The following is a 17,490-nucleotide window of genomic DNA, read 5'->3' on the forward strand; positions in this document are numbered from 1 at the left end:
TTATGTCAATATCAACCTTATCGATCAAAAGGCCAGTTTTGGCGATTGTAATGAACCTACTCATTCTATTGTTTGGGTTCATTGGTTATCAATATCTAGGTGTTAGGGAATATCCTTCTATTGACCCCCCAATTGTAAACGTTGGCACGAGCTACCCGGGTGCAAATGCGGATATCATAGAATCGCAGATCACCGAACCACTCGAAAAAGCACTAAACAGTGTTGAAGGAATTAGATCTGTGAGTTCGAGTTCAAACCAAGGAAATTCGAATATTACGATAGAATTCAACCTTGATGTGGACATGGAAAAAGCCACCAATGATGTTAGGGATAAAGTTTCGCAAGCTGCATTTATACTTCCAAGGGACTTAGATGGCTTGCCAACGGTAAGAAAAGCTGATGCCAATGCTGAAACTATACTCTCATTATCACTAAACAGCGACACAAGAAATATACTGGATGTTTCTGATTATGCTGAAAATGTGGTTTCCCCGCGATTAGAAACAATTGAAGGTGTCAGTGAGATACGTATTTGGGGTTTCAAAAGATACGCAATGCGTCTTTGGATGGACCCAAATAGATTGGCCTCGATGGGTGTAACCACACAAGATGTTAAGGCGGCTCTTGACCGAGAAAACGTTGAATTACCTTCTGGAAAGTTACAAGGTACAAATACTGAACTCGTCGTTAAAACAGTTGGACGATTTACAAATGCAGACGATTTTAACAACATGATTGTTAAAAACGTTGGAGATAGAATCATCAAGTTTAGAGACATTGGGTATGCAGAAATAGGTGCCGAAAACCTAGAAACTATCCTTCGATGGAATGGTGTACCTATGTGTGGTATTGCAGTTCAGCCCCAGCCAGGTGCTAATTACCTAGACATTGCTAAAGAAGTCTACAAAAGAAAGGCAGATATAGAAAAGACCTTACCGCCTGATATTAAGCTCGGTACAATTTTAGACTATACTACTTTCGTAAAACAATCTGTCGAAGAAGTAATAGAAACTTTGGCCATCGCTATCATTTTGGTGGTAATCATTATCTTCTTATTCTTTAGAGACTGGATTGTAGCCGTACGTCCTTTGATTGACATACCAGTTTCATTGGTGGGTACATTCTTTATTATGTACATTTTTGGTTTCTCCATAAACGTGCTAACACTATTGGCCATCGTATTGGCCACGGGTTTGGTTGTTGATGATGGTATTGTGGTTACAGAGAATATCTTCAAGAAAATTGAAGAGGGCATGAACCCTATAGAAGCCTCAGTAAAAGGTGCAAATGAGATTTTCTTTGCTGTTATTTCTACATCTATTACGCTAGCTGCGGTGTTCCTACCTGTAATTTTTATGGAAGGTTTTGTTGGAAAGCTTTTCAGAGAATTTGGTGTGGTACTCTCCAGTGCTGTATTGATTTCGGCATTTGTGTCACTCACATTGACGCCTATGCTAAACGCCTATTTGAACAGGAAGACCATTAAAAAGTCCAAGTTTTATAACATGACAGAGCCTTTCTTTGAAGGCATGGAGTCGAATTATAAAAGTAGCCTTTTGAACTTCTTAACCAAAAAATGGCTCGTAATGCCTATCATGGTGGTCATTTTTGGAATGGTTTACTTCTTCTGGGGTGAGTTAAAATCCGAACTGGCACCATTAGATGACAGAAGTGCTTTGCAAGTACAGTTCACCGGCCCAGAGGGCTCCTCTTACGACTACATGGATAAGTACATTCAGAAAGCCGGTAAAATGATGAAAGATTCTGTTCCTGAGCTGGCTGGAGTAATGACCATGACAGCACCATCATTTGGAGGTTCTGGGGCTGCTAACACTGGATTTAGTAGAATAGCTCTTTATCCAAAAAATGAGAGAACCAAATCACAGGCAGAGGTAGCCGAGACAGTTTCTAACCTACTTAAAAAATTACCTGATGCCAGAGCTTTTGTAAATCAACAACAAACAATTGCTGTAAACAAAAGAGGCGGATTACCAGTAGGTTATGTAATACAGGCACCAGACTTTGCTAAGCTAAGAGAATACCTTCCTAGATTCATGGAGGAAGTTCAGAAAAGCCCTGTTTTCACTACATCTGATGTTAACTTGAAATTCAGTAAGCCAGAGCTTTCAATCAAAATAGATAGAGAAAAATCGAAGAGTCTTGGAGTTGCTGTGGCCGATGTTGCCCAAACTATGCAGTTGGCTTTTGCTGGTCAAAGGTTTAGCTATTTTACGATGAACGGCAGGCAGTACCAAGTAATTGGACAGTTTGAGAGAAGCGACAGAAACGAACCTCTTGACTTGAAGAGCATGTATGTAAAAAACAGTCAGGGAGAGTTGGTGCAGCTTGATAATATCGTAAAAGTAGAAGAAAACAGCAGCCCACCTCAGTTGTATCATTATGACCGTTATATGAGTGCGACTGTTTCGGCAGGTTTGACTCCAGGCAAAACTATTGCAGACGGCATAAAAGCTATGGACGAAATTAGAGATAAATTGGGTGATGAGAAAATACGAACAGCTCTTACCGGTTCCTCAAGAGACTTTGCCGAAAGTTCATCTAATACACTATTCTCATTTGGACTTGCCCTCATATTGGTATTCTTGATTCTTGCTGCTCAGTTTGAAAGCTTCGTGGATCCATTAATTATCATGTTTACAGTACCTTTGGCCATCGCTGGTGCTGTTTTATCCCTATGGTTATTTGACCAGACTGTTAATATATTCAGCCAAATTGGAATGATTATGTTGATTGGCTTAGTGACCAAAAACGGTATCTTGATTGTGGAATTTGCAAATCAGTTACAAGAAAAAGGATATCCAAAAGCTAAGGCAGCAGTCGAAGCGGCCACCTTGCGTTTGAGACCAATTCTAATGACCACATTGGCAACCACCTTTGGTGCATTACCAATAGCATTGGCCTTGGGATCTGCTGGTTCAAGTAGACGTTCAATGGGTATAGTAGTTATTGGCGGTTTAGTTATGTCATTGATATTGACACTTTATGTTATTCCTGCCATGTACATTTATTTAAGCAAAAAGAAAAACTTTGAAAGAATGAAAGCCATCGAAGAAATGGCTGAAGTTTGATATAATTTATGAAAAAATCAATCGTAAAAGTACTATTTTTAGTTCTCGTTGGATACACCGCTTCGTCGCAAGGTTTATTAAAATTGACAGATGCTCAGAAATATGCCTTAGAAAACAATTTTAGTCTGAAAGTATCTGAAAAACAGGTAGAACTTGCTCAAAACCAGATATTCAAAGCCAACGCTGGAATGACGCCTACCATAGACTGGAATACAAGTTTTAACTCGACTTTCAACCAAGTTAATCAAAACTTCGTGGACGGTAGGGTTATCAATCGTTTCGGTAGATCTTTGTCTCCCGTTAGCAATTTAGCTCTAGCGTATACACTCTATGATGGTCGAAGAATGCAAACCGCTTACGAAAGACTAAAAACCCAGGGTCAGCAGTCAAAAATACAGCAGCAATTGGCTATTCAAAATACCTTGAGTAACGTTATGCAGATTTATTTCGATATTCAAAGGCTGCAAAACACTGAGGAATATCTAAATGAGATAATAAAATACTACGAAGAAAGGCTCAAAATCACTGAAGAAAGATGGCAAATTGGTAGAGGCTCAAAATTGGACTACTTGCAGTCCAAAGCTGACTTAAGTACGCAATTGACAAATCTAACCAACAACAGTAATCAACTAAAAAACGCCAAAATTAGCCTAAACGGTGTACTAGGAAGGGACCCAAAAATAGATTTTGAGGTTGAAAAAGATCAGATTGCAAGTCCAATGTACGATTTGTCATTTCTAATAGATCAGGCCAAGTTGCAGAATCCAGAATTTTTAAATTTGAAAAAAACGGAAGAGATAAACCTTCTAAACCAAAAAGAAGCGAGCTCATTCAAGAAGCCAAGAATTAACTTGAATAGCTCGTTCGGATACAATTTTAACTCAAACAATGCAGGTTTGATAACTTTCAACCAATCTGTTGGATTAAATGCAGGTGTTTCGGCCACTTGGAGAATTTTTGATGGTCAGCTGATCAATAGGAACATTCAGTCATCCAAAATCAATGGAGAAATAATCCAAGCCCAAAAGGCCGATTTACTCAATAGGATTGAAAATCAACTTACTACCTCCTATTTTCAATACGAAACCGACAAAAAACTTCTTGAGTTAGAGAAAGAAAACAAAGAAATAGCGGCAGAAAACCTTTCTATTTCATTAGAAAAATTCAAGCTAGGTTCATCAACTATTTTAGAAATAAATGATGCCCAAACCCGCTACAATACAGTTTTGAATCGATTGGTAAGTGCTCAGTTCAATGTTAAAATATCTCAACTTGAACTGTTGACCATTAGCGGTCAGTTAATGAAATAATCAAGAATTTACGACATCGTAAATGGCTTTAGCGAATTCTATTGCATTAGGCGTATCACTATGAATACAAATAGTATCACACTGAAGTTCGATTAACCTACCATCTAAAGTATTAATAGCAGACCCATTCACGAGTGAGTGGGTCTGTTTTTTTATGTCTTCTATATCTGATTTTAAAGCATTTGGCAAACTCCTATTTGCTAATGAACCATCGGACTGGTATGACCTATCTGCAAAACACTCTGCATAAGTTTTTAATCCCTTTTTTTGGGCTTCAGAGATGCTTACACTACCAGACAAACCAAATAGAATTAGGTCATTATCAAACTCATAAACGGCTTCGGCAATTGCTCGGGCATATTCCGTGTTTTTTGCAGACATATTATACAAAGCACCATGAGGCTTCACATGATTCATCTTTATTCCTTTCGCTTTCAATACTTTATCAATAATAAGTAACTGAGCACTTACTAGTTCCTTAACCTCAGCGAAAGATAATTCCATTTCGTTTCTTCCGAAATTTGGTTTATCATCAAAACCAGGATGAGCTCCAATATTTAAATCATATTTGTGGGCATTTTCTATGGTCCTCTCCATAATCTCTTGACTTCCAGCATGAAACCCACAGGCAATATTGACTGAATTAATGAAAGCCATTAGTGCCTCATCATGCCCTGAAAAGAGAAAATCGAGTGATTCCCCCATATCGCAGTTTATATCAATTTTCCTTTTCACGAAGCTTTAGAGATTTTTGGATTAAGTCAATAGTTTTTTTGGTTTGAAGCATGATTTCAACGGCATTTTCATAGCTAATCCTCTCAAATTCAATTTTAGTCTGTGAACCTAGCTGTGATAATTTAGAAATATCATTTTCTATAACAAAGCCTAATTTAGGATATCCGCCACTCACTTGTGCATCAGCCATCAATATGATCAATTGTCCATCAGGAAGCAGCTGAATGGTACCTTTGGTGACTGAGGCTGATACCAATTCCTTATTTTGATTCAGATGCAATGGCTCGCCACTTAGTCTATAACCCATTCTGTTTGAATCTTTTGAAATAAGAAACTCGGAGTTTAGCAAATGATGGACCGAATCCTCAGTCAACTGATCAAACTCAAAACTTGGCACGAACTTGATTCGTTTTTCTGTGTAATCAGGAGCAAAATCTACTCCATAATTAGTTTGAGTGATAGTCGACTGGACTTTACTTTTCAGCTTTATTTTTCCCGAAAAAGTAGGATAATTCAGCTGAGAATTAGTTGATTTTGAATTCAGCCAATCTAAACTTTCAAAACCACCTTTTACTCCGAAATATAATCTTTCACCCTTAATTTTATTCCTAAAAACTATTATGTCCCCGGGCTGAACCCCGTACATTTTATTATTTCGAATCAAACTCGAATTCAAGCTAGCGTTGAATTCTGCACCCGTTATGGCAAAATAACAGGATTCCTCAAATTCAATTTGTGGCCCGGGAAAATGAATTTCTATTGCGGCCTCGTTTTCATTATTACCTAATATAAAGTTTAACAATCTAAAACTTAAACTGTCCATTACCCCACCAATATTCACTCCCATGGATTGATAACCTATCCTTCCTTGGTCTTGAAATGAACTTAAAATACCCTTCTTTAGAATTTTCATTTTTTCTTCAAATAGGTTTAAGTTTTACTTTATCACCAATAGTTAGATAGCTTAAATGTTCTAAATCGAACAATTCCAAGTCCGTTGTTCCGATTATTTGCCAGCCGCCCGGGCTCTCTGATGGATAAATACCTGTTTGAAAACCACCGATACCCACGCTTCCTTTGGCCACTTTTAATCGAGGAGAACTCCTTCTTGGCACAAATAGCCGCTCGTCCATTCCCAACAAATAAGGAAAACCTGGTAAAAAACCAACCATAGCAACCGTATAAATCGAGCTAGAATGCACATTAATTACCTCATCAATAGACAATTGACAATAATTGGAAACAAACGACAAATCTACACCTGCATATTTCACGGGAATCTCTTTGGCCAATTCATTTCCAATGTTTGTAGGATTTTCAGTGAAGGAATATTTCGATAACCAATCATCAAAAAAAGTCACTAAAGAATTCTGCGAAAAGTAAAAACTGACGTCAACAAAGATGCTAAGGGAATTATAAGAAGGTACGATTTCGAGTAACCATGGCCAATTTTGAGTTTCTAATGCATTTTTCAAACACAGAACTTCATGATGCGACTCCAAACCTATTTCTTTATTCAAAAAAACGCTAATAGCTTTTTCTGATAAAATAGATAGTGTGAAGATATTTTGCATCGTTATTTCAGTAATTTTAGAGCCTCTTGGGCTGTTTTCACTGGCAAATGACAAGATTTGTCAACACAGACATAAATATTAATCTCTTTCGGATTGCCCATCCTTCCTTCAAATTCTGGAAGAATTGACGGTTTGTCCGCTCCAAAATAAATAACGTTAGGATTAAAATAGCTCATTTGAATTTCTGATACTATTTCTCGATGGCCTTGACCAAAAACCGTAATTTCGACTGGACTTGTCGACATTAACAAACCGACATCCGTCCAGTTACTTAACCATTGCGGATCTTTAAGAGACAAAGGCTTTATTTTTGAAAAAATACTTTTTGCTAGCTCAGAATATGCTGAATTATTTAGAAACCGGCCTAAAAAATAGAGATTTTTAATCATCATAGAGTTGGAGGCTGGAATCACATTATCAAAGATTTCCTTTTTTCGAGCAATTAATTTTTCTCCTTCAATATCCGTGAAATAAAACAATAATTCCTCTGGATCGAAAAAATTTGCCAAGGTATACTTCAAAAGGCTGTCGGCCTTAAAAAGCCACTTTTCTTCAAAACTGACTTGATAATATTGAATAAAAGCTTCAATTATGGCTGCATAATCATCTAGAAACGCTGGTATTTTCTTTACATCGTATTGATGCCAAAGCCCAAAAGCCTGAGCTCCGTCCACATTCCTGAATTCTGAAATCAGATACCTTTCAATAAATCGGATATTGTTCTCTATTAAATCCAGACCTACTCCAAATGTTTTATAGGCTTCAATAAGACCAGTAAGCATCAATCCATTCCAACCACAAATTATTTTATTGTCCAAGCCAGGTCTAATTCTTGCCTTTCTATAATTCTCTAATTTTTTATGACAAGCTAATAAAAACTCCCAGTTCTTAGGTAAGGCTTCCAAATGCAAAACGTTGTTGCCATGTTCCCAATTACCTTCTTGTGAGAATTCATAGCTCTGCTGAAATTCCTCAGAGTCTCTGCTCAATACCTCCGTAATTTCTTCACTTGTCCAAACATAATATTTGCCTTCTTCGCCCTCAGAATCAGCATCAAGGGCTGCATAAAAACCTCCCAACTCTGAAGTCATTTCGGTTTTTAGCCAGTTAATACTCAATTCTACCGCCCATTTATAGAGTTCAAAACTTTCGGTAAAAGCTTTTTTCGAACTAAAAAAAAGAAAAGTTTTGGTATATAAACTTAATAATTGGCCATTGTCATAAAGCATTTTTTCGAAGTGTGGAATTTTCCACCTTTCGTCCGTGGAGTATCTGGTCCAACCTCCGGCCAAATGGTCATAAATCCCTCCCAAAGCAATCCTATCCAATGTGTTTTGTAGTTGAACTATTGTTTCAGCATTATTCAATTGATAAGACAAATTCAAGACTAAATTCCAAACACTGGGCATCGGAAACTTCGGGGCTCGGTTCATTCCACCTAACTCTCTATCAAAGTCTTTCGATAGTTTTTGTTCTATATGATTCAGTTCTTCAGAATCGTAACGAAAAGCGGTTTGGTCATTTCCAAACAAATATTTTTCTGAGTCTTTGTTATTCAAACTTTGAGCAAAACCTTCTGCTGATTCTTCTAAGGCCTCTCGTTTTTCTTTGAAAGACTCTTGAATACCGTATAGGAGATTTATCCAGTTTTTTTTCGGAAAATAGGTACCTCCATAGAAAGGCTTTGTATTTGGCATTAAAAATACATTCAGCGGCCAACCACCTCTAAGCCCCATATTCTGAAGGGCTTCCATATAAATACCGTCGATATCAGGTCTTTCCTCTCTATCGACTTTTATATTTACAAAAAAGGTATTCATAACTTTAGCTACTTCATCATTTTCAAATGATTCATGCTCCATAACATGGCACCAATGACAAGCCGAGTAACCGATGCTAAGAATTATTACTTTATCTTCATCCAAAGCCTTTTGTAAGGCTTCTTGGCCCCAAGGATGCCAATCAACCGGATTGTTTTTATGCTGGAGAAGGTATGGACTCGTTTCCTTTGCTAAATGGTTCATTGAGCTATAATTATTTTCTTCGAAATTACGGAGTTGTCATCTTGAATACTCACGATGATTTCAGAGGTATTAAAATCTGAAACATTTATTAATTTATCAAAAACCTGTTCTTTGGACTCAACTTCTTCATTGTAAAGTGATTTACCAAGGATATCCGTAATTTTCAATCTAAACTTTGTAGCCGATTTTAACCCCAATTGTATTCTTATTTGATCAGATGTTGGGTTCGGAAAGCAACTTAAGTCTGTAAAGTTTATATTTGGCTCTGTACCGGTCGGAAGCGAAAGATCAAATTGACAAAGAAAAACTTCAAAACCTTTAAGCGTAATTTCTTTGTTAAAATTCCCATAATTAACCAATACTTTCACCTCTTCAGTTTCAGATTTGGCGTTCGGATTATGGGCCACCACCAACAATTTATTATCTTTAAAAACCCCTCTCCAAATCGGTTTCTTGGTTTCGTTGTATTCTCTTGCAGATATTGTCTCTATGAGTTTATAATCACCTTCAAACATGTTTTTAAACTTCGACAGTCTATACAAACCCTTCGTAAAGTACTCATAATTTGACATATCATTTTCAGTTATGGTTGGATCCTCCCACAACCATAAGCCTTTGGCACCGGCAAAAAACGGAAAAATAGCCATGGATTCTGCCATCCATGGTTTTATATTTTTTAGCACAAATTCTTTGTTGAAACTGTATTTTCCCCATACAAAAACCATTTGATCTTTGGAGGTCCAGGCCCTATTGGCTTCAATTTGAAACAATAAATACGACAAATACTCACCCGCAAAAGGATGTGGATAGTCGTAATAAAAATATGCTGAGGGAGTCATGAAAGTCTGGGTGTTGTAAGCTAAACCACCCACCTGGTTCTTATCAAAATCGTAACATACATAGTTTACCGCAGATTTATCTGTTTTCCAAGCATCCCAAGACCTTCCCTGAATATTTATGAATGTATTGAGAATGGGGGCATCAGAATAGGAACTAATATTTTGAGCGGTAATTTTCCCCTTATCCAGCATATACTGCATGGCTTTCCCGTACAAATCCTGAATTCCACGTTTGTATTGTTCAATAAACTGTTGATTGGATAAATTCCTAATTTGTTGGGGAACCACGCTTGAATTCTTCAAAACCAAAATTGAGTCGTCCGACTTTAGCTGTGTTTCCACATCAAAAACATAAATATCTGCCGCGATTCTATCTTTACCATTCGTTTCTCCGATTATTCTTGTGATTTCTGTGTCCCAATATCTCTGATATACGCTAAAATCGTTGTTAAAAGGTGATTTGTGTGTCATCCAAGGTTGACCAGGATTGGAATATGCAACGCTATATTGTATAAACGCCCTATTTTTCTCGGGAATGAGGTGAATCAAATTTGGATTGGAAAGATGGGTAAAGCCTCGCTTAAACATGAGCTCAGTACTTACAAATCTCGAGGGACCGCCATAGACTATTTTAAACGGCAAATCAAACTCTGGAAACTGCAACCAATTGATTCCATTGCCCGGTTGAGAGGGTTTAAAGTCGAAATCCAGTGTTTGTGGGCAGGCCTGAGAAAAGGCGGAAATTGAAAAAAGACTAAAAATAAATATATAAAATTGCCTATTAATATATCCTAAATATTTCTTTCCTAAATTTGTAGGCATTCTAATTCGTTTTATTACAAAATTAATTCAAAAAAAATGAAAAAAGTTTTAATAATCGCAATTGTTGTTTTCATTTCTTTAGCTTGTAAGGAAGACAAAGTAGAACCCACCAACCTAAGTCAATCGGAATTACTATCTTTAAATAGCTGGCAATTAAGTAGATACATTAACACAAGTGGCAAAACATTAAGCAATTCTGAACTGAACATTTCTGCCGTGGCATTGTATGGTCTACAGTTTGAATTCAGAGCCGATAAAGAGACCAGAGCCGTTGATAAAATCACAAAAACCATACTCAATAGAGGCACCTGGGATTTAATATCAGGAGAAACAGTATTAGACATAAACATCACCAGTTTCAAAGGCCAATTTAAGATAGTTACGCTCTCTAAAGGTAAATTAACTTTACAAGCGAGTACCGGAAACTTCCTTTCTGGGGTGGGCTCTGAAATAAACATGGAATTTACAGAGTCAAAAAACTGAGTTCTTATCCGATAAAAAACGTTAGCCCGAAAATCATAATGAGCCTCAATACTGATCATATTAAACTGATATTTGGCCTAAAACTTAAACAATTACGCCAAGAAAAGGGATTTTCTTTGCAGGACCTGTCGAACATGTCGGGTCTGTCGATGTCGTATATCAACGAAATAGAAAAAGGCAAAAAATACCCCAAAACAGACAAAATATCGGCATTAGCAGAGGCACTGGGAATAGAATATGATAGTTTGGTTTCGCTAAAGTTGAACAAAAAGCTACAGCCAATCTCCAACTTACTAAAGTCAAATTTCCTAACCGAAATACCGTTTGATTTTTTTGGAATTGACCCTGCCAACCTATTAGAAATGCTCTCTGACGCACCTACTAAGCTGAGTGCTTTTATAAATACCATCATAAAAATTGGTAAAAGCTATAGTATGAGTGTAGAGCAGTTCTATTTCGCAGTACTCCGCTCCTACCAAGAAATGCATAACAATTACTTTCCAGAACTTGAGCAAATAGCTGAGGATTTCTTGAAAAATAATAAAATTGCAGAGGATACTGTTGTTGACGAATTCTACTTATCCAACTTACTATCAGACAAATACGGAATAATCATTGAATTCTTTGACGAGAAAGATTACCCGATTTTGGGTTCAATAAGATCTGTTTTTGTTCCAAAATCAAAAAAACTCCTTATAAATAAAAGAATATCTTCTGATCAAAGGGCATTTACCCTTGCTAGAGAGTTGGGCTTTATTCACATGAATCTAAAGATGAGACCAATGACCTCATCTTGGATTCAAGTAAATTCTTTTGAGGAGGTCTTCAATAATTTTCAAGCTTCTTATTTCGCTGGGGCCATTTTGATTAAGAAAGATCCACTGGTTCAAAGTTTAAAACAACTTTTTTCTCAAGAAAAATTCTCAGAGAAAAAACTAATCGAGATAATCCAGAAATTTCAAACGACGCCAGAGACTCTACTACACAGAATTTTCAGCATTCTGCCTGATTGTTTTGATATTGACAAGTTATTTTTCCTCAGATTCGAGGCTCCAGTAGGCTCAAAAGACTACTTTTTAACAAAAGAGCTTCATCTTTCGAAACTACATGACCCTCAGGAGAGCAAAAACGAAAATTACTGTCGACGCTGGGTATCTTTAAAAATACTGGATGATTTATCGTCTTTGCAAAAAAACAAAAAGGAGGATTTAATTGTACAGGCTCAAGTATCTGACTACGAAGATGCTGGTAATCAATACTTTGTAATTTCAATCGCAAGACCCCTAAATATTCTAGAAAGCACCAACGTAAGTGTAAGCATTGGTTTTGAAATTTCTCCAGAAGTAAGTCAAAAAATTGCATTCCTCAACGACAGCAAAGTAAAACACCAAAAGGTTAATCAAACGTGCGAGAAATGCTCAATTTTCGACTGTAAAGAACGTGTTGCCGCACCAACCATTCTTCAGAAGAAAAGACAAATCAAGCTGATGAAAGAAGCAATTGCCAACCTCAACTAAATCTTAGATTTCTTCAGCTTCGACAAGTTTGACCTCAGGAACCATAGAAGTTAGCAAACGCTCAATGCCTGATTTTAAGGTAATAGTGGCAGAAGGACAACCACTGCATGACCCTTGCAAATAAACCTTGACAAGGCCAGATTCCTCGTCAAACGATGAAAAATTGATTGCCCCACCGTCAGATTCAACTGCCGGGCGAACGTACTGATCAAGTGTAGCTTTTATTTTGGCAACGATTGTAGAATCATTGGCATCAACGATCAAAGTGTTTGAATCAATTGTTTTTTGGGCAAAAACAGAGTTGTTTTCATCAAAAAATATCTTTAAGAATTTTTTGAGGTCGAAAAGACACTCTTCCCATTCAATATCTGAGTCTTTGGTGATGGTTATAAAGTTGGAAGATAAAAATACTCTTTGCACAAAATGAAATTGGAAAATATCAGAGGCCAAAGGAGATGCCTTTGCTTCATCCAAGGTAGAGGCCATGTCTGGATAGTCAAAAGACAAACCTTCGGGTACAATTTCAAAATTTAGCACAAACTTCATTGAGTTAGGATTGGGACTCAATTCAGTGTAAATCATCGTATTTCTCTTCAACATGTTTATTCTTTTTTACTAACCTTTAAAACACCAGTTTGATAGATTAAGTTTGATTTTTAGGCATAAAAAAAGAGGCTGAGCCTCTTTTTAATGAATTTCTTTTCGGAAATTAAGCTTCCACTGGTGCTGGAAGCACGTGAACGAAAGATTTGCCGTCGCGACCTTTCTTGAAAGTCACTAAGCCATCTGTCAAAGCAAACAAAGTATGATCACGACCTAAGCCAACATTTTGACCTGGGTTGTGCTTTGTTCCACGCTGACGAACGATGATGTTACCAGCAATAGCTGACTGACCACCATACAATTTCACGCCTAAACGCTTGCTTTCTGATTCACGACCGTTTCTAGAACTACCGACTCCTTTCTTATGTGCCATCGTCTTTTAATGTTTTAAATATTAATTAATTAAGCTGCAATTATTTCGTCAATCTGAATCTTTGTCAACGACTGACGGTGTCCATTTTGCTTCTGATAACCTTTACGTCTTTTTTTCTTGAAAACGATGACTTTCTCACCTTTCAAGTGTTCAATGATTGTGCATTTTACGGTTGCACCTGCCACGGTTGGAGCTCCTACTGAAACTGCACCGCCATTATCAACAAGGAGCACCTTGTCAAAAACAAGCTCAGCGTTCGTTTCTCCCGCCAAACGGTGGGTATAAATGAAACGACCCTTTTCAACTTTAAACTGCTGGCCTGCTATCTCTACGATTGCGTACATCTTAGCTAAATTTAAATGATAATAAAAAAATTGGAGTGCAAAATTAAGATTTTATTTCTAATAAACAAACTGAAACGCAAATAAAACCCTCATTTCACTGCAAAAAACTTACTTTTCCCAATTTTCAAAAATGATTTCGCTTATCTTCTCGCATCCAGCATCCGAAAAATGCATATCGTCAAAAAAGTATTTACTGTCCTTAGGCAAAAGTTTTGCCAAATCAATCATCTGTATTTGTGACTCGGTGCATACCTGACGAAGCGTTTGGTTATAAGGCTCGAGCTTTTGACTATACTGCAGCCCACTAAAAATATAAACCTGATATTTCGCCAAATCTAACCCGGTGGTTGGGTCGATACCTTCACCAAAAAGTAGAGGTTGCGTCAAAAAAACTGGCTTTACATTATTGGATTTGCAAATATTTATGATTTCCAGAATCCTTTTTTTGTAGCCCTCCTGGGCATTTTTATGCTTCTTGAGAATCTCATCCATCTCATTTTGAGGCAGAGATTTCAACTCCTTTTGAGACTCTAAATGCCACTCAGCATTGTCCTTAACCCCTAATTTAAAGGCCTGATAACTTCTGTAAAATGAATGCAGTAAATTAACAAGTCTAGAATATTCTTCAATTTGAAGTACGAAGTACTCCATGTTTTTTTCAACTAACTTACTGTCAAAACTATTTCCGCCGTTGTCAGTAGTGGCCAAATCGTTAATTCCAATCAAAAAAAAGGCATAATCGGGTTTCAACTGAGCTAGGTAGCCATTTAACAATGAAATATGACCAACAGTAGAATGTCCGTTTAGTCCGGCATTATTGACCAAAAAATTGGGTCCCAGTTTCTGTGAAAGCAAATAGGGCCAATGTTTTTTATCATCTATGTAGAAACATTCAGTTGTACTGCCACCAACAAAAAGCATTTTGGTCCTTTTAGAACTTAAATCCCACTCCTCGCCTCTAAAACCTATAGAATTTTTAGTATGAACCGCATTTTTTGAAATCTTGGTGAATTTTTCGTTTGGCAGATTATATTGTTGATTTTTGGGTAAAACGATGTTGTTGCCTTTAAGTCTTACAGGCACTGGCGAGAAAAAACGAAGGAATATCTCTAAACCAATACCTACAATTATCAAAACATAAAGTAAGTAGGTTAATTTAGAGAAAATATTTTTAAGCATTGAGATTCTGTTTGAAAACCAGTAGAATATTAACTAAGCAAAGTAAAGTTTCCGAAAATTTAAAACCTTAGAAAACCTTCACAAAGATAGCAAATGGAGTCCGTTATTTCTAAAAACCGATAATTTGAACGGACGACATTCAAAAAAACTAAGTCAAAACAGAAATATGTAGTAATTTTGAGGGGATTTTTATTTTTTGAGAAAGCAACGGGCTTCAAATATTCTTTATGATTTCGAAAACCAAACTTGTGGTATTTACCCTACTCTATATTTGCTTGGGGACAATTTTTATACATTGCGTTTACTTAAAGGACTGGAATCACTCCATTTTTGAGATTAGTTTTAACTTTGGCGACGTTGTAGAAAACATTATCAAACACAACAAATTTGAAGGCCGATATGCCGACAATATTTCGATTGAATTCAGGGCTCATCGCCTTCCTGCTATTCCTTATTTTATAGCATATTTGAGCAAGATATTTGGTACGGAGAAAATATTGTTTGTCACACTTCTTAAAAACCTGGTTCTCTCCCTTTTCTGGATTCCTGTTTTACATGAAGGTATTAACAAACGAAACATCAGGCCACTGCACAAAATAATTTTGGCGGTTTTTCTTTTGAGTTTCCCTCAGATTTTTCTTCATGGATTACAAATCGATTTAGAAGAATCTTATATCATTCCGATACTGGCCTACTATTGGTTTTTGGTGATTAATGATAAACCATTTACAAAATGGCAGAAGGTTTATTTCGTAGTCTTACCATCTCTTCTGTTTTTCTCGAAAAATACATTTCTTTATATTATACCTATTTTATCCACCATTATACTTCTTACCGATATAAAAAAGGCCAAGCTAATTTTTGTAAGTATTTTATTATTAGGCATTTCGACATATTCACTTGCAAGCTTTAATTTAAAGAACTCCGGAAGATTCACTTTGAAATATTCTTTGGAGTGGTTTAATATTTATAAAGGAAACAACGAACTTACAGCTAATTTTTACCCCAAATACTCTTTGGATATTTTAGACTATTTTGACTACTACAAAATACCAGAAAGCGTGAAGACGGAATGGGAATTTAATGAGTTTTTTAAGGAAAAAACGGTTAAATATTATGAGGGAAATCTGGACAAAATCATAGCATTTCTACCTACAAAAATTTTGACAATTTGGTTTGATATAAGGCCGAACGGGATATTTCCACAAAATGAAGACAGCCATTATTCACCAATAAAAATTCTCGGCATGGCTTACATGCTGATTTTCAGAACATTGCAGTGGTTTTGTTTGATTAATTTATTTCTAAAACTTTTTGGCAAAAAAAGAAAGAAATACGCTTCCTTAAGCCTAAAGTATATCAGTCTGATTGGTCTTTACTTTATTCCATACACCATTGCATTCGGATTTGAACGCCATTTGTTGCCTGTCATCATACCAACTATTTTAACTTTGATTGCGATTTTAGAGAAAAAAACAAACCTAAGTGGTTCAAAATAATTTCTTAACCTCTTGGTCGAATAAACTACAAACTTTGTTGGTTTCAAAGCGTTCTAATACAAGTTTTCTGCCATTTTGAGCGATTTCTTTCGCCTTCTCGGCATTTTTCAATAGGTCGATGATGGCATATGAAATAGAATCATCGTTAAATTCAATTACAATTCCGGCCTCAGATTCTTTTATTTCATTAGAAAGTCCTGTCTCGGTAGAAACCACTACTGGAATTTGATAAACCAATGCCTCCAAAACAGCAATAGAAAAACCTTCTGAGTACGAAGGCAATGCGAATACCTTCGATGAAAGTAAAAGATCGGTTTTGGCTTGTCCGTTAACAGTACCGATATATTTTATTGAATTCTCAAGCTTATTTTTCAGTATAAAATCCTGAACAAAATCTAACATACCAAAGTCAGGGCCAGCAATAATCAGTTCAGCATCAGGAACTTGAAGCAAAACTTTTTTAAATGCAGGTAAAAGTAAATCTAAACCTTTTTTTTGATGCAACCGACTTAAGAACAACACTCTTTTACCTTCATCGGGTCTATTGTTTGGAATTTCGGGAATATCGATTCCGTTCGGAATAATCCGAATGTTAAGGGATTTAGCTCCCATGTAGTCTTCCACTTCGTTTAATTCACCATGATGAAGAACATGAATCATTTTAACTTTTTTGAGGAAGTTCTTTTGAAAACTGAAGGTAAAAAGGGCTCTTTTGAGTCGATTCCCCATAAATGTATAAGGATGAGCACAACCGTGAACAGTAACTATGCTTTTTTGATGTAGTCCGAGTAAGTGAGCCGCCAAAAGGGTAAAATTCCAAAGGCCATGAAGGTGAATTACATCAAAACCCTGTTTATTCTCTTTGAGAATTTTCCAGAGCTCAACTGAAAAAAGTGGAAAAAATCTCGTCAACAAATGGGGTTGAACACTTATAAATTGCACTCCCTCAATATCCTTATAGCGTTTATGACCAGGCATATCCATGGTTATAACGGTGGCTTTGTCCCCATTCTCAACTTGAAATTTTGCCAAATCATAAACCACTTTTGAGGCACCTCCGTTTTCCCAAGTGTATGACAATATGTGTACAAAATGCATA

15 protein-coding genes are annotated in these 17,490 nt (G+C 36.5%); 5 read left to right on the top strand and 10 right to left on the bottom strand.

Features of this window, described 5'->3' with window-relative positions; all coding sequences use genetic code 11:
- Positions 1 to 2: 2 nt before the first annotated feature.
- Together EGI31_RS16335 and EGI31_RS16340 are read left to right on the top strand one after the other, a co-directional pair.
- On the top strand, positions 3 to 3,089 hold the full coding sequence (locus tag EGI31_RS16335) for an efflux RND transporter permease subunit (protein ID WP_255038222.1): 3,087 nt from the start codon (positions 3 to 5) through the stop codon (positions 3,087 to 3,089).
- An 8-nt stretch (positions 3,090 to 3,097) separates the two neighbouring features.
- On the top strand, positions 3,098 to 4,399 hold the full coding sequence (locus EGI31_RS16340) for a TolC family protein (protein ID WP_255038223.1): 1,302 nt from the start codon (positions 3,098 to 3,100) through the stop codon (positions 4,397 to 4,399).
- Here the strand turns inward: EGI31_RS16340 and EGI31_RS16345 are convergent, their stop codons facing one another.
- From EGI31_RS16345 to EGI31_RS16365, 5 genes are read right to left on the bottom strand one after another with little or no spacing between them, the layout of a single operon-like run.
- Entirely contained in the window at positions 4,400 to 5,104 is a 705-nt protein-coding gene (locus EGI31_RS16345; protein WP_255038224.1) for a 5-oxoprolinase subunit PxpA, read from the bottom strand. It abuts the gene before it with no gap.
- Between the two features lie 13 nt (positions 5,105 to 5,117).
- Complete coding sequence (locus EGI31_RS16350) at positions 5,118 to 6,047, bottom strand: 5-oxoprolinase subunit C family protein (RefSeq protein WP_255038225.1); 930 nt, start codon at positions 6,045 to 6,047, stop codon at positions 5,118 to 5,120.
- Between the two features lie 7 nt (positions 6,048 to 6,054).
- Positions 6,055 to 6,708 (bottom strand): 5-oxoprolinase subunit PxpB, encoded by a 654-nt coding sequence (gene pxpB, locus EGI31_RS16355; protein WP_255038226.1) that lies wholly within the window; start codon positions 6,706 to 6,708, stop codon positions 6,055 to 6,057.
- Positions 6,709 to 6,710: 2 nt separating this feature from the next.
- Entirely contained in the window at positions 6,711 to 8,732 is a 2,022-nt protein-coding gene (locus EGI31_RS16360; protein WP_255038227.1) for a thioredoxin domain-containing protein, read from the bottom strand.
- Complete coding sequence (locus EGI31_RS16365) at positions 8,729 to 10,393, bottom strand: T9SS type A sorting domain-containing protein (RefSeq protein WP_255038228.1); 1,665 nt, start codon at positions 10,391 to 10,393, stop codon at positions 8,729 to 8,731. Before EGI31_RS16365 ends, EGI31_RS16360 begins: the two co-directional genes overlap by 4 nt.
- Before the next feature lie 36 nt (positions 10,394 to 10,429).
- Here EGI31_RS16365 and EGI31_RS16370 point away from each other — a divergent pair, with 36 nt between their 5' ends.
- Positions 10,430 to 10,876: a hypothetical protein gene (locus EGI31_RS16370; RefSeq protein WP_255038229.1), complete on the top strand. Its 447-nt coding sequence runs from the start codon at positions 10,430 to 10,432 to the stop codon at positions 10,874 to 10,876.
- Positions 10,877 to 10,914: 38 nt separating this feature from the next.
- Positions 10,915 to 12,393: a helix-turn-helix domain-containing protein gene (locus tag EGI31_RS16375; RefSeq protein ID WP_255038230.1), complete on the top strand. Its 1,479-nt coding sequence runs from the start codon at positions 10,915 to 10,917 to the stop codon at positions 12,391 to 12,393.
- 3 nt (positions 12,394 to 12,396) lie between these two features.
- Here EGI31_RS16375 and EGI31_RS16380 read toward each other — a convergent pair whose 3' ends face one another.
- From EGI31_RS16380 to EGI31_RS16395, 4 genes are all read right to left on the bottom strand, one after another.
- Positions 12,397 to 12,993: a NifU family protein gene (locus EGI31_RS16380; protein WP_255038231.1), complete on the bottom strand. Its 597-nt coding sequence runs from the start codon at positions 12,991 to 12,993 to the stop codon at positions 12,397 to 12,399.
- Between the two features lie 109 nt (positions 12,994 to 13,102).
- On the bottom strand, positions 13,103 to 13,369 hold the full coding sequence (gene rpmA, locus EGI31_RS16385; RefSeq protein WP_255038232.1) for a 50S ribosomal protein L27: 267 nt from the start codon (positions 13,367 to 13,369) through the stop codon (positions 13,103 to 13,105).
- A 29-nt stretch (positions 13,370 to 13,398) separates the two neighbouring features.
- Entirely contained in the window at positions 13,399 to 13,713 is a 315-nt protein-coding gene (gene rplU, locus EGI31_RS16390; RefSeq protein ID WP_255038233.1) for a 50S ribosomal protein L21, read from the bottom strand.
- Positions 13,714 to 13,821: 108 nt separating this feature from the next.
- The gene (locus tag EGI31_RS16395; RefSeq protein WP_255038234.1) at positions 13,822 to 14,892 is read right to left on the bottom strand and encodes an SGNH/GDSL hydrolase family protein; all 1,071 of its coding nucleotides are present in this window, start codon (positions 14,890 to 14,892) and stop codon (positions 13,822 to 13,824) included.
- 227 nt (positions 14,893 to 15,119) lie between these two features.
- Here EGI31_RS16395 and EGI31_RS16400 point away from each other — a divergent pair, with 227 nt between their 5' ends.
- Positions 15,120 to 16,391 carry a hypothetical protein gene (locus EGI31_RS16400; RefSeq protein WP_255038235.1) on the top strand — a complete coding sequence of 424 codons (1,272 nt, stop codon included), beginning with the start codon at positions 15,120 to 15,122 and terminating at the stop codon, positions 16,389 to 16,391.
- Here the strand turns inward: EGI31_RS16400 and EGI31_RS16405 are convergent.
- Positions 16,383 to 17,489: a glycosyltransferase gene (locus EGI31_RS16405; RefSeq protein WP_255038236.1), complete on the bottom strand. Its 1,107-nt coding sequence runs from the start codon at positions 17,487 to 17,489 to the stop codon at positions 16,383 to 16,385. The genes EGI31_RS16400 and EGI31_RS16405 overlap by 9 nt on opposite strands.
- Between the last annotated feature and the right edge of the window lies 1 nt (position 17,490).

The sequence above is a fragment of the Lacihabitans soyangensis genome, from assembly GCF_024343775.1.
GTDB classification, from domain to species: Bacteria; Bacteroidota; Bacteroidia; order Cytophagales; family Spirosomataceae; genus Leadbetterella; species Leadbetterella soyangensis.

What these genes read in the sequence shown, in the direction of transcription:
- EGI31_RS16375 (WP_255038230.1), top strand. Translation starts at nt 10,915, where the DNA reads ATGAGCCTCAATACTGATCATATTAAACTGATATTTGGCCTAAAACTT.
- EGI31_RS16405 (WP_255038236.1), bottom strand. Translation starts at nt 17,489, where the DNA reads ATGCATTTTGTACACATATTGTCATACACTTGGGAAAACGGAGGTGCC.
- EGI31_RS16350 (WP_255038225.1), bottom strand. Translation starts at nt 6,047, where the DNA reads ATGAAAATTCTAAAGAAGGGTATTTTAAGTTCATTTCAAGACCAAGGA.
- EGI31_RS16380 (WP_255038231.1), bottom strand. Translation starts at nt 12,993, where the DNA reads ATGTTGAAGAGAAATACGATGATTTACACTGAATTGAGTCCCAATCCT.
- EGI31_RS16400 (WP_255038235.1), top strand. Translation starts at nt 15,120, where the DNA reads ATGATTTCGAAAACCAAACTTGTGGTATTTACCCTACTCTATATTTGC.
- rplU (WP_255038233.1), bottom strand. Translation starts at nt 13,713, where the DNA reads ATGTACGCAATCGTAGAGATAGCAGGCCAGCAGTTTAAAGTTGAAAAG.
- EGI31_RS16365 (WP_255038228.1), bottom strand. Translation starts at nt 10,393, where the DNA reads ATGCCTACAAATTTAGGAAAGAAATATTTAGGATATATTAATAGGCAA.
- EGI31_RS16345 (WP_255038224.1), bottom strand. Translation starts at nt 5,104, where the DNA reads ATGGGGGAATCACTCGATTTTCTCTTTTCAGGGCATGATGAGGCACTA.
- pxpB (WP_255038226.1), bottom strand. Translation starts at nt 6,708, where the DNA reads ATGCAAAATATCTTCACACTATCTATTTTATCAGAAAAAGCTATTAGC.
- EGI31_RS16370 (WP_255038229.1), top strand. Translation starts at nt 10,430, where the DNA reads ATGAAAAAAGTTTTAATAATCGCAATTGTTGTTTTCATTTCTTTAGCT.
- EGI31_RS16360 (WP_255038227.1), bottom strand. Translation starts at nt 8,732, where the DNA reads ATGAACCATTTAGCAAAGGAAACGAGTCCATACCTTCTCCAGCATAAA.
- EGI31_RS16340 (WP_255038223.1), top strand. Translation starts at nt 3,098, where the DNA reads ATGAAAAAATCAATCGTAAAAGTACTATTTTTAGTTCTCGTTGGATAC.
- rpmA (WP_255038232.1), bottom strand. Translation starts at nt 13,369, where the DNA reads ATGGCACATAAGAAAGGAGTCGGTAGTTCTAGAAACGGTCGTGAATCA.
- EGI31_RS16395 (WP_255038234.1), bottom strand. Translation starts at nt 14,892, where the DNA reads ATGCTTAAAAATATTTTCTCTAAATTAACCTACTTACTTTATGTTTTG.
- EGI31_RS16335 (WP_255038222.1), top strand. Translation starts at nt 3, where the DNA reads ATGTCAATATCAACCTTATCGATCAAAAGGCCAGTTTTGGCGATTGTA.